Source organism: Dehalococcoidia bacterium (genome assembly GCA_041653995.1).
Classification (GTDB): domain Bacteria; phylum Chloroflexota; class Dehalococcoidia; order GIF9; family UBA5629; genus CAIMUM01.
On sequence record JBAZEK010000004.1, the window covers coordinates 113071 to 126194 of the forward strand.

10 protein-coding genes are annotated in these 13124 nt (G+C 54.2%); 1 reads left to right on the top strand and 9 read right to left on the bottom strand.

Annotation, left to right across the window (positions count from 1 at the left end; all coding sequences use genetic code 11):
• The first annotated feature begins 148 nt into the window (after window positions 1–148).
• Complete coding sequence (locus WC359_11250) at window positions 149–670, top strand: gamma carbonic anhydrase family protein (GenBank protein ID MFA5401010.1); 522 nt, start codon at window positions 149–151, stop codon at window positions 668–670.
• 44 nt (window positions 671–714) lie between these two features.
• Here WC359_11250 and WC359_11255 read toward each other — a convergent pair whose 3' ends face one another.
• From WC359_11255 to WC359_11295, 9 genes are all read right to left on the bottom strand, one after another.
• A complete protein-coding gene (locus tag WC359_11255) occupies window positions 715–1878 on the bottom strand; it encodes a saccharopine dehydrogenase NADP-binding domain-containing protein (GenBank protein ID MFA5401011.1) in 1164 nt (387 codons plus the stop codon).
• A gap of 15 nt (window positions 1879–1893) precedes the next feature.
• On the bottom strand, window positions 1894–4002 hold the full coding sequence (locus WC359_11260; GenBank protein MFA5401012.1) for a hydantoinase/oxoprolinase family protein: 2109 nt from the start codon (window positions 4000–4002) through the stop codon (window positions 1894–1896).
• On the bottom strand, window positions 3999–5810 hold the full coding sequence (locus WC359_11265) for a hydantoinase B/oxoprolinase family protein (protein ID MFA5401013.1): 1812 nt from the start codon (window positions 5808–5810) through the stop codon (window positions 3999–4001). The genes WC359_11260 and WC359_11265 overlap by 4 nt, the downstream gene beginning before the upstream one ends.
• 53 nt (window positions 5811–5863) lie before the next feature.
• Window positions 5864–7153: an MFS transporter gene (locus WC359_11270; GenBank protein ID MFA5401014.1), complete on the bottom strand. Its 1290-nt coding sequence runs from the start codon at window positions 7151–7153 to the stop codon at window positions 5864–5866.
• Window positions 7154–7183: 30 nt separating this feature from the next.
• Entirely contained in the window at window positions 7184–8740 is a 1557-nt protein-coding gene (locus tag WC359_11275; protein ID MFA5401015.1) for an amidohydrolase family protein, read from the bottom strand.
• Between the two features lie 12 nt (window positions 8741–8752).
• Complete coding sequence (locus WC359_11280; protein ID MFA5401016.1) at window positions 8753–9937, bottom strand: saccharopine dehydrogenase NADP-binding domain-containing protein; 1185 nt, start codon at window positions 9935–9937, stop codon at window positions 8753–8755.
• Window positions 9938–10015: 78 nt separating this feature from the next.
• The gene (locus WC359_11285; GenBank protein ID MFA5401017.1) at window positions 10016–10669 is read right to left on the bottom strand and encodes a hypothetical protein; all 654 of its coding nucleotides are present in this window, start codon (window positions 10667–10669) and stop codon (window positions 10016–10018) included.
• Between the two features lie 46 nt (window positions 10670–10715).
• Entirely contained in the window at window positions 10716–12323 is a 1608-nt protein-coding gene (locus WC359_11290) for an AMP-binding protein (protein MFA5401018.1), read from the bottom strand.
• A 39-nt stretch (window positions 12324–12362) separates the two neighbouring features.
• On the bottom strand, window positions 12363–12965 hold the full coding sequence (locus tag WC359_11295; GenBank protein MFA5401019.1) for a TetR/AcrR family transcriptional regulator: 603 nt from the start codon (window positions 12963–12965) through the stop codon (window positions 12363–12365).
• Between the last annotated feature and the right edge of the window lie 159 nt (window positions 12966–13124).

Consider the following 13124-nt stretch of genomic DNA (forward strand, 5'->3'; position numbering starts at 1 on the left):
TCAATGTGCTCTAATCATACAACTCAATTCATCCGCATTTCCAGTCGGTAGGTTGCTGCCACCGATGGGTATTTATCTGCTATCATTTATGCACCAGGTGCGGGCACCGACTAAAATAACTATGCCCGTTTGCCGCACAGGAGGACCCGTGATCAGAAGTTTTAAAGACAAGACGCCGCAAATACACCCCACGGCGTTTATCAGCGAGGCTGCTTATGTTGTGGGAGACGTCGTAATAGGGGAGAACGCCAGCGTCTGGCCGGGCGCCGTAATACGCGGCGATTTCGGCAACATCACTATCGGCAGGAATTCCGCTATCGAGGACAACTGCACCGTCCATACGTGGGACTGCGTCATAGGTGAGAACGTGCTGGTCGGGCACGGCGCAATGCTGCACTGTAAAAGCATTGGCGACGGGTCGATGATAGGCGTACACGCTGTCCTGCTACACGGCGTTGAGGTAGGGGAGAGATGCTTCATCGCCGCGGGCGCGCTGGTTACGCCCAATACAAAGATACCTCCCAGGTCACTGGTCATGGGCAGCCCGGCCAAGGTTAAAGAGCAGCTCAGCGATGACAAGCTTGCATACATCATGGCGGGCAACCAGGCCTACGTCCAGCTCGCGCAGGAATTCAAACAGCACGGCATGGGCGACCCCGACATGAAATAAAGAAGGCGGGCCATGCGGCCCGTCCTCTTACGTATGCAGATGAATTAAACCGGCACGATATCGACGATGAATTCATCGGGCTTATCGGCAGGCATGGTTTTTATGGTGGCAAAGCCCTCGCTGAAGGCCTTCATGAAATCCTGCGGATCGACGCAACCCTCGGCCGCATAAGCTCCTTTTACTTTTACCTGGCCGGCAGCCACCATCTTGGCCACCGTTACCAGCGTTCGCGGTGTGGTGGTCATCCCCTTACCCACACCGGAGAAAGTCAATTTCGTCTTCTTGCCACCTTTAAGTCCCTTGACCTCGATGATGGTGCCGCCGTACCTGTACTCGCGGCCCTCCGTTTTCCATTGCTCGATCTGCTTCTGCACCAGGTTGAATGCCATGTGAGAGAGCACTTCGATAGGGGTTATCTCAGCGCCGCGTAGCTTAACCGGTTGCATCAGGTAGTCCTTGAATCCGGCTATGGCCGACATGGATAGTCCGGGAACCTCGGGCCAGACAGCCCCGGCGCAGATCACGTTCTTCACGCCTTTGATATAACGCGGGAGCGTAAAAGGCTCGGGATGGTCGCAGTACAGCAACTCGATCTTGCCAATCGGCTCGCCGAACTCGACGTCGACCTTGCCGTCCAGGTCGATCAGTTTGCCTTTCACATACTGATGGGGAAAAGCGAAACAGTGTATTCCGTGGAAATACTGCGCCAGACCCACTTCGCTTAAAGGGGCGACCCACAGGATATTGATATCTTCCACACTGTCCAGTTGATCGCAGCAGTATTTAGCCAGTATGTTGGTCAGGCCGGGGCTGTCGCCCAGCCCGCTTACGATGGTGATGCCGGCCTTTTTAGCTTCAGCATCGACTGCGAAGGCCTGGCTGACGCCGTCGATGTCATCGCATACATCCACGCAGTTCTTGCCGGCGGCTATGCAGGCTTTATATACTTTGCCCGCATTCCTGTAGAAGGGACCGATGGTGCTGGCCACGACATCCGGATTTTCCTCTTTAATAAACTTCACGAAGCCGGCATGGTCGTCGATGTCCAAATGACAGGCCTTGACACGGTCCTTGCCATATTTTTCCGCCACAGCTTCGGCTTTGGCCAGATCTATATCGGCATTGACCACGGCGGCGTCGCTATATTTGACCAGCTGCCTTACCGCGCCGGCGCCGATGATCCCGCTGCCCAGTACAAGTATCTTCATTATTGGCCTCCTGGATTATTTTTTACTCTTGTTCGATTTAGCAGACTGCCCGATCTCAATCAGGTAATTGCCGTATTTTGTGATGGATGCCCTGGAGCCGGGCATAACCAGTATGGTGGTTGTCGGCTCTTCGATAATGGCCGGAGCGGATATGTGGTTGCCCGGTTTCAGGTCCTCCCCCTTATAAATGGGCGTATCGACCATGCCTCCGAGCTCCTTGAAATAGGCTTTCCTGGTACCGCTGCTTTTTGCTGCGCCTGAAACGGCCTTCGCTGCCGGGAAATCCGTCTTAAGCAGTTTTCCGATGGCCTTGATCCTCCAGTAAACGAACTCCACCGGCTGGTCTCCGGCGCTAACGGAAAACACTTTGTGGTGCAGCTTATGGAAGTCCGATACCAGCGCATCGAGTTGCTTCTGATTACTTATGCTGTTGCTGCGAAGAGGAACCGAGAGCTCCCAGACCTGGAAGGGATACCTTGCCTCCGCATATATCTGCAACTTCCTCTGTTTTTTCGGCACCCTCATGTGCTCGAAGAATTCCTCCGCCTGCTTTTTCAGACCGTCCAATGCCTGGTTAATGCCTTCAAAATCGAAACTGCCGCTTTCGGTGAATTTACTCAGGCTGAACTCACAGGTAATGTCTGCGAAAGCGCCGCCGAAGGCGCTGAGCGCCCCGGCCACCCTGGGTATGAGCACTTTTTTTACTCCAAGTTCTTCAGCTATGGCGGCTATATGCATACCGCCCGCGCCGCCGCCGGATACTATCGTGTATTCCCTGGGATCGATGCCCCGCCAGATTGTGATATCCTGAATTACGTTCGACATGCTGGCATTGACAGCGCCCCACATGGCATAGGCCGCCTCTTCAACGCTGAGCTTCAGTGGCTCTGCGACCTTTTCCTCAATTGCTTTAACGGCCAGCTTTTTATCCAGCTTCATGCCTCCGCCCAGGAAGTACGAAGGGTCGAGATAGCCAAGCACAACGTTGGCATCGGTGATGGTCGGCTCCGTGCCGCCCTTGTTGTAGCAGGCCGGGCCGGGCACAGCGCCGGCGCTGTTCGGACCGATGTGCAGTAGGCCGCCGCTATCCACCCAGGCGATGCTGCCTCCGCCTGCGCCGATGGACTTGCTGTCCACCTTATTGATGCCCAGCATATAGCCGCCGACCTCCGTCTCCCGCGAGACCGCGATCTCACCGCCGGTTATGCAGGCCACATCGAAGCTGGTACCGCCCATGTCGGTGGTGATGATATTATCTATGCCGAGGTCGGTTTCCGCTATCAGCCTGCCGGCGCTGGGCGCCAGCGCCGGACCACAGTCGACGCTAAAGATCGGCTTCTTTACAAACTCCTCCGCTGATACAACGCCGCCGCTGGACGTTAGCAGTGAGAGCTGCCCTCTGTAACCTATGGCCTCCAGCCTTTTCTCAAGTTGAGCCACATAGCTGCCGACCAGCGGCTTGAGCGAGGCATCGATTGCGGTCGATGAAAAGCGACGGTATTCCCTGATGCAGGGATTTACCTGGTGACTGAGGCTGTAAGGGATGCCCGGCCATTCTTTTTTTATGATCTCGGCGATTTTCAATTCGTGAACCGGATTGACAATTGACCACAGCAGAGCCACCGCTATGGCGCGGACGTTGTATTCTTCTAACCAGCGTATAGCCTGACGTACATCGTCCTCGTTGAGCTTTACCTCTATCCCACCCTCGGCATTGATCCTCTCGCCCACGCCGAAGGTCAGATAACGGGGTATGTAGGGCTCGGGGTACTCCATCTGCCAGTTATAAGGGTTTTCCTTGCCGCCCTCGCGGGCGAGCAGTATGTCACGGAAGCCTCCGGTGCAAATCAGGCCGGTCTTGGCCGCCTTGCCCTCGATGATGGCATTGGTGCTGACCGTGGAGCCGTGTCCGAAGTACCCACCCTCGATCGTGCTGCACTGCCCCATGAATTCCTTGAGAGGCAGGTTGTAATTGTCCGCCGCCATCTTCACGGTTTCGATAAAAGCGTCCGTGTAATTGCCCGGAGTGGTGGGCGATTTAAATATATCAACTTTTCCTTTCTGGTCTGCCACCACCAGGTCGGTGAATGTGCCCCCGATATCTATACAAAGCCTGTAGCTCATTTCGCAGCCTCCCTGTTCTTTTTCATCTCTTTTCTCAAAGCTTTGGTGGCCTCGCTGTCGACTGAGTAAAGCTCCGTGTCGGTCTTGATGACGACACCATATATTCCACGTGCTTTTTCCAGTGTGACATAGCCCTCGCGTACGTCGTGACGTACTTTTTCAGTATCGCGGTCCAGCGGATCGCCGAAGCCGCCACCACCGGAGGACAGCGATATCATCATCTCATTTGGCTGAAGCGTTTCCATGGATACCGTGGGCAGCTCTGTCCTGGCATCCGGGCCCCTAGGGATGTCGAATTTATACAATTGCAGGGCGCTTCCCGGCAGGCCGCCGTTGATCCCCTGCGGCGGATTGAAATGGCCGTCGGCGATAAAGCCCCAGGAACCGGCATCGTGCCGCGGTTTCTGCCAGCACTCCATCCCGATGGCGCCGCGCCACTGTCCCGCGCCGGCTGAATCCGGGATGATCTCGTGCTTGGCAATCAAAAGCGGCATGGCCTGCTCGTCGACCTCAATGCTGTCCATGTGTACTACGCCTGCGGTGACCGGTATGCCGTAGCCTAACCATCCGTCGTATCCGTAATGCCCCGGCCCGCCTGCGCCTCCCATCATTAGCTGCCTGACATAGATTGCATTGTTCTTGCGCCAGTCGATGCCGAAGACGCTGCCGGCTGCGGCCGGCATGAAGGCGCCGTCCGCCAGTCCCAGGTCTTTCCGGACCTTGCCGAAGCAGGCCTGCACCACATTGATCACACGGTCAGCAACATTGGTCGTTGCCATCGACGAGGAAATAGGATGTTTGGCTTTACCAACCACACTACCCTCGCGCATTTTAAGGATAATGCGGCTGAAAGCGCCCCAGTTATGCGGCAGCGTGGGATCGAGATTGTTTAACACACCGGCCACACCACAGGCCATGACTGTTGATTCGCTCATGTTCATGCCACAGGGCAGGCTGCCGATATTGCCCGTGAAATCCAGCGTTATATAGGCCTCGACCGGATCTATCGTCATTTTGACACGGATGGGTATCCCATCCTGCGCAACTATCGGCAGCGGATCGTGGCAGGTTTCGTTTTCCCATGTCCCGGCCGGCAGTTTTTTAATGGCCTCGATCATCCTTGTACGTCCATACTCCTGCCAGCGCTCGGTAAAGGCCACCACAGTATCCAGGTCGTATTTGTCGCACATCTCGATGATCCTTTTCTCGCCTGTGCGCACCGATCCCACAGCAGCCAGGTAATCGCCGTACCATTGTTCCGGCGCGCGGATCCTGACTTTAGCCATCCTGATAATGTCCGCCAGGTCCTTGTAGTCACGTTGTATGCGGACGCAGGGGAAGTCCAGTCCTCCCTCGGTATACACGTCTGTCGCAAAGGGCATATAGGTCGAAGGATCGTGGTTACCGATATCGCCCTGGTGCGCCCTGGTTATCGTGGTAAAGACATGCTTGCCCTTGTAGAAGACCGGCGCCAAGAATGTGAAATCGGCGTGGTGGCTGTTGCCGTAATAGGGTGAGTTGTTGAGGTAACAATCCCCGGGCTTGATGTCATCGAACATGTCGGTCATCGATTGAGCGGCCAGCCCGGCCCCCACGATGTGGACAGGCAGGCCTTCGTCCACACAGACCATGCGTGCCTGAGCATCGGTTATGCCGCAGGAGAAATCCTTGGCCGTGTTGATATTGCCGGAGCGCCCCGTACGCGTAAGCGTATTGGCCATCTCGCGGCTGATGGCCTCCAGCCTTTTGGATAGCACCACCATCAAAAGCGGGTCTACCCGGACTTCTTTTTTCTTTTTTTCTGCCATTAATTCTACCTCCTCATTTTTCATTCATAAACAATCAGTTATTCTTAATTAGTTCAATTTGAGGTGACCAATTTGTCCTGGCCGGCCTTGCCGACATCTGAGACGTAGTGCCTGGAAGCAATGTAGAAACACGCGCCGCCGACTACGCCGAAAGCGGTTGCAATTGTAATGGCTGTGCTTAACCCGCTTGCTCCACCGCCCAGCGCATCAGACATGATTCCAACCACCCAGGGAGCCCAGGCGCCGCCCAGCATGTACTGGAAGAATACAGCCAGGCCGAAGGAGAATCCTTTGTGGGCCGCCGGGACAACATCCTGCGAGATAGCCCCGAAGGCAGGGACCGCCATCACGTTGAGAATGCCGTAGAGCATGCCCAGCACAATGCCCAGCGTATTGAAACCGGTCATGATAGCAGCTATTAATACGACGGCCGCCGACGCCAGTGCGATAGCCGGCAGATAAACCCTGCCTCTGGGATTATGTTTATGCCAGAGGTCGGTCAGCCAGCCTCCCAGCGGGGCGCCGATCAAAGCCATCATGCCCATGCCTCCGACGATCAGACCCGCGGTCGACTCGTTTACATTCAGCACGCGCATGATCAGGGCAGGCATCCAGGATAAGAATGTATTGATCATGATCGTTGAGATGCCCAGGCCCAGGTATAGCCACTGCAATGTGGGAATTTTCAGTAGTGTCACAAAAGAGCTTCCGATATCCTTGCGGGAATTCTGAGATACGGTGGATTCCTCAACTTTATAGTCCTTCATAAACAGGGCCATGATGCCCAGGATAATGCCGGGTATGGCAAATAAGAAGAAAGGCATACGCCAGCCGAATTTAGCCGAAAGCATCCCTCCTGCTATGGTGCCTATTACGGCTCCCAGCGGAACTGCCACAGTGAATATGCCAAGGACCCTCCCGCGCTTTTCTTTAGGATAAGCCCCCGAAATCATGGCCGTACCGCCGGACGAAAAGCCGGCTTCACCTACACCGACCAGCGCACGGGGTATAATCAGGCTGATAAAGCTGGTGGCAAGGCCGGTGACATACGTAAAGACACTCCATAATATGGCCATAATCGCCATAGGTTTTTTCCTGTTCCAGCGGTCCATCAGGTAAGATACTGGAAATGTGAAAAGGGCCACGCCCAGGATAAAAACGGTCTGCACCAGGCCGCATTCCGCATCGGTAAGCCCGAGCTCGATCTTCATCGGCTGCAATACCGCCGAGAGCACCTGCCTGTCCATAAAATTAACCATGTAAAGCAGGGTACAGATCACCAGTATGTAAGTGGCGTTCCTGCCCCCGGTACCGTATTCTTGATTGTTATCGTGTGTGGACATTAAAAACAGCCTCCTTTTTTTATGCCATGCTTAATCGGCTGATCGGGATTGCAGGGCATTTATGTTTATCTCGGGCGCATGCGCAATATCCGGCAGGTCGCCCGTCACCTTCCAGTTACGCCTGAGGACCTTGCCGGACTTTGAGCCCGTCAGTTTACCCTGATCGACAGCGACAACACCGCCGATGATAACGTATGGGATGCCGCGTGAGGGAATACCCGGCTCAAGATAGCTGGACCCGTTCATGATCGTCTTGGGGTTAAAAAGGGTGAGGTCCGCATCGCAACCGACCTGCACACGTCCTTTCTTTTTCAGTCCCAGCCACACAGCTGCATTGGTTGAACATTTGGAGACACCTGTTATCAGGTCGCATACTCCCATTTCGCGCACCCAGTGGCCCAGAAAATAGGCAAATGCGCCGGCCCCGCGCGGGTGGCCGCCGTATTTGCCTGAATTCACATCCATGTAGATAGCATCGTCATTCTCCACCATGGTGAACGGCGCGGAATAGTAAAGCCAGATGAATTCCGGTTTGTGCAGGTGGAACAGCAGCGTCGGTTCGGCTATCGTGCCGTCCCTGACCCGGTCACGGACTGTATAAAACTGTTCAAAGCTGGAAAACCGCTCGTTGGCCTTAATTATGGTCTTGCCATCGATCACCACTGTTGTCGGGCATTCAAGCTCCCAGACTTCCACGCCCATCATCTCAGCCAGGGGCTCCAGCGGCTGGTTAAAGAACTCTCCGCCTATGATGGCCGTGCCGGCGGTGAACGGCGTCTGATCGGTTGTGACTTTCACGCCTTCATTCCGCGCGGTGACGATCAACTCAAGTGCGATACCCGTGTTCCTGCGGGTAACTATGCTGCCTCCCCTGTGCGAGATCGTCAGCGGTATGGAGGATTCGCGGGATATACGTATAGCCTCCTCCACCGCCTCGATATCCTTGGGAGACGGGCCGGCGTGCCGGACGTGCATTGAAGCGCCGCCGCCCAGCTTTTCAGCGCACCCGGCGACGGTCGCCATTTCCTCAAATGTCGCTCCCGGTGCGTAAAAAGGACCAAAGGATATACCGGCGCCTCCTGATTCCATCTCCTGCCTTACAAGATTGAGCATTTCCTTTAACTGGTCCGGTGTCGCCGCCGTATTGGGGTCTTTAGCCCCTGCCGCCTCGCGTATGGTGTTGTGGCCGATGAATGAAGCGACGTTGATGATCAGGCCTTCCTTTTCTATTGTCATGAAGAAATCGCGGATGGGATAATGCGGCCTGTCCTTGACGCCGGCTATCTCAAAAAAAGTGCCGGATTTTCCGCAGTTTCCCGTGATCTCGGTTGTGATGCCGTCGCGGACGTGGAACTCAGCTCCGACACCGGCGCCGCAATCGTGCCCGTGTATGTTAATAAAGCCGGGCGCCACGACCAGCCCTCCGGCATCGATTACCTTTTTCCCGGCCAGCGGCTCCGCCCCGTCGGCAATCATCTGAATAACACCTTTGCTGATGCCCACATTGGCCCGTCCGTAGAACCTTGTCAACGGGTCCAGCACTATGCCGTTGTTTACTACGATATCAAACGATTCCTGTCTGCTCATTTTCATCCTCGCCTATTGGAAGCTGATCTTATCTCTGGCGATGGTGACTGTTTCCTTCACAGTGGCGTCCTTGCTGAGGTTCTCAAGGAACATGGCGGCATCCAGGGCGCCCTCGGGAGCCATAACACCTGATTGACTGACCTTGCCATCCAGCAGGGATAGTGCGGCGATTACAGCCGGAAGCGCGGTGCTGTGCGCCACGTTATTCGCCATCAGGTCATAGGTAATGGTGGTCAGGCTGTCGCCCTTCTTCCCGCTGACCACGATCTTAAAAGTGCCGGCGCATGCTTCATATTTACCCAGCGCGTCGTCCAGCACATCCTTGAAGTAATCGGGGGCGAAGCGCGGCATGGACCTGATTATCCTGACAGCCAGTTCGCGGAACGGCATCGATACGTTTTCGTTTACCATGAATGTGTCGTTGCTGCCGAAACCCGTATCGATCAGCCAGCGGTACAGCTCCATCATCTTGGGAGGATAAAGTGCGCCCTTGATGCTGACGTTTTTCACGCCTTTGATATACCTGGGCAAAGAGACCGGCTCGGGATGTCCGGTCAGGACCACTTCCAGTTTACCCACCGGAGGCATGAATTCGATGACCTCGGGCTGCGTGAAACCCTGTTGCTCGACCCATTTGCCGTTGATAAAAACGGGCACCTTCTCGGCTGTGATATGGAACCAGTGCATCATGGCCGCTGAGCCGGTCGGATCGATCGCACTCTCGCCCCAGTAAAGCCGGATATCGTCTGTCCTGTCCAAACGGCTGGCGCCCAGCTTGGCCACCAGGTTTGTTACACCGGGGCTGGCGCCCATGCCGATAATGGCGGTCACGCCGGCTTTTCTGGCGGCTTCATCCAGCTCCAGAGAGTCTTTGGTGGCATCGAAGTCGTCGTCTATGTCGACCATGTTCACCCGCGCCTCGATGGCCGCCTTGATCACGGCTGCTGCATACTTGTAGAAAGGGCCGACCGTGCTGATAACCACATCGGCGCCCTTGAGCAGTTTGACCAGCGATTCCCTGTCGTTCACGTCGGCGCCGGCCGTTTTAACTTTTTTACCCAGCTCGGCTTCCACGCGTTTCAGACCCTTGACGCTGGCGTCGGCTACAGTGATCTCTGCGTCTGTCCTTTCGAGCAGCAGTTTCACCGCCTCGGATCCCATGGTCCCCGCACCGCCCAGTACCGTTATCTTTTTCATGCCGGATTTACCTCCTATGTCTTATTAAAATCAGTTCGCAGCTTTTAATCTGCTATGCCATTGCTACCAAATTCATGTCTATAAATTGAGAAGCTTGACGACCCTTTCGGATTCAGCCTCCAGTGATTCAGCCCATGGTTCAAATCCTATTACTTTAATATCCAAACGCCTTTTTCCCATCTCCTCTATTAGATTTCCCATAAAGAACGATTTGCCGTCCATTAATTGGTCGAGGTTCATTTTAACGGGGTCTACAGCATTTCCCGCACGTATGGCAATTGCCATTTGTTTCATGTATTCAACCATATTCACTTTTTTGGTAACCCCGCAGGTCGGGCTGTCGTTCATGCCGATCACTCCGCAGATGGTAAAACCTTCACGCAGGTAATCCTCCATCCTGTCGACCACCTTGACAGCTTCTTTCTTACACAAGCTGTCGTACGATGAAAGCGAGGCTTTCGCTATCGGAATGAACAAAGGGAACCACCCGAACCTGACGGCATGCGTGATTATGGGTAAAAATTTATCGAACTCTTTCCTGGCAGCCCCACCCCACCCGAGGCATTCGCAACAAGGGAGCTGTACTATATTTATATCTTTTTTCAGAAAAGCCTGGATTAATTCACTGGATGGGCCCCGTCTGAAAGCCACACCCGGCCCTCGCGCATCCACGTTCAATAGGCAATGATTCAAAAAGACCATCTTTTTCAGCCTGATATCCTGATAATCCACAACAAACCTCCCTTTAACTTTTCATAACCATTTTGCCCTTGTTGACTTATTTCTTTTTTTCCTTTTCGCGCTTGATTTTTACTCCCTCCTTAACTCTATCCCAGGTTTTATCCGTTACCTGTTTCAACTGCTCTTTGATAGGCCTGCCACTGCCTCCCGTACGCGGTATGCTTGCGACAAACTCGATATAACGGGGCACCATAAAATAAGCCATGCGCTCATCGCAGTAGGCCACCAGTTCCGCCGGATCGACTTGCTTACCTTCGTGACAGACTATGGCAAGCTTGACCTCCTCACCCCACACTTCCGAATGAGCGGCAACAGCGGCGCATTCAGCAATGTCCGGATGAGATTCCACCACCTTTTCCACCTCGAGCGCCGAGATATTTTCGTCGCCGCGCCTGATCATGTCCTTTTCACGGCCGACAAAGAAAAAGTACCCGTCCTCATCCTGGTAAGCCAGGTCACCCGTGTGCCACCACAGGTTGCGGAAGGCCTCCAGTGTTTTCTCAGGCATTTTGTAATAGCCTTCGAATATGGTGTGCGGTTGCCGCGGACGCAGTACTATCTCCCCAACCTTTCCCCGCGGTACTTTATGGTCCATGGAGTCGAAGAGCTGAACGTCGAAATAGCCGCGCGGCTTGCCGAAGGAGCCGGGCCTGATGTCATCGTATGTAGCCGCTATAGTACAATCCCCCTCCGTCAGCCCGTATGTATTGACCAGTCTCACGTTGAACCTTTTCTCAAACGCCTCCTGGCTCTCCCGGGTGATGTGCGCCGTCGAGAAGGCCCTCATAGGATTGTCCGCATCGTCCGGTTGTTCGGGCGCCATCAGCAGGATCTTGATTACGACCTCGAACATGCCGGATATGGTGCAGTTGTATTTTCTGATGTCCTGCCAGAAATCCGCCGGGCTGAAGCCGCGCGTCAGCAGAAAGCTCCCTCCGTAGAGCATGGCGCCCAGCACCAGCCCGAACTGCGGCGCTTCGTGGAAAAGCGGTATGTAGCCGTAACCGATATCTCCTTTCTTGGCTCCGTTCACGGTCACATACTGGCTGGCGACGAAGAAGGCCTGGTTATGCGTGATCAGCACGCCCTTGGAAGGTCCGGTCGTGCCGGAGGTAAACATCAGCGCCATGATGTCGTTATATCGCACTTCTACATCCGGCGGCAGGTCTTTTTCCTGCATTAGCCCGGCAAACGGCACGGCCTGTATCTTTTTAAAAGGATTGCCTGCAAACTGCCCCTCGATAACGATGGTCTTAACCTTTTTGATACGGTCCTCTACAGACTTGATCTCATCGATGAAGCTGCTGCTGATGACCAGTATCTCAGCATCCGAGTAATTGATAAGGTATTCAAGTATGTTGCCTTTATGAAAAGGGTTGAAGGGTGCTTCGATAGCGCCCAGCAGGGACAGCCCGAACCAGGTGAAAATGAATTCGGGGCAGTTCTCCATCAGTATTGCGATGTGGCTGCCTTTTTTTACGCCCATTGCGGCGAAGCCGCTCGCAACCCGCCTGGATTGTTCCAGCACCTGGCCGTAGGTATACTGCTTGCCTTCAAACCAGAAAAAAGTTGCCCGGGGATACTTCCCGGCCGCTTCTTCCAGCATATTACCCAGGACGTATTTCTCACCCGTTACAAATTTCATGTCACCGGCCTCCTTGAACTAATTCGACCTTCCGCGCACTCAGCGCCCCGAACGGGAAACCTGCGCCATAATCAAATCCATCTGCTCGTTTATATACTGATCCAGCGTATAGTGCTCCTTCAGCAGCCACCTGCGGAAAGCCCACATATCGCAGAGGACGACGATGTTATTGGCGGCCAGCGCAGGATCTTTGACCTTAAACTTGCCTGATTTGATACCCCTTTCAAGTATGGTCTGGAATATCTGAATTGTGCACTCTTCCTGCATCTTCAACGCCTTGAACTGGGCGGGGCTAAGGTTTTTTGCTTCCTGATACCAGAAAACCGTCAAATCCTGGTATTCTTCCACCCATTTTAAATATTCGCTCACAGCATATTTCAAGGCTCGCGAAGGCTCCATTTTCTCAAGCACCGCCCGGTATTTCTTACTGAAGAAATCAATGGCGTTCATGGTATATTCGTGGAAGAGGCCGAGTATACCGTTCTTGGAACCAACGTAGTGGTAGAGCGTCGCCACGTTCATACCGAGCTCACCGGCGATATCGCGCACCGACGTATTGATATAACCCTTCCTGATGAAAAGAGACGCTGCACCCCGCAGTATCTGCCTCCGCCGCTCCGTTGCCAGACTTTTACGACCCAATGCCTTTCAAGCCCCCTTTATTTACAATCTGACCCAGGAAATATATAAATCAAGCGCTTGTTTTATATATTACTCTCGGTTGATCCGTCTGTCAACCCCCTGTTTTTAATCGTGGGCGCATATTGACTTTGCCTATTCTCGATGTTATATTGCGGTACG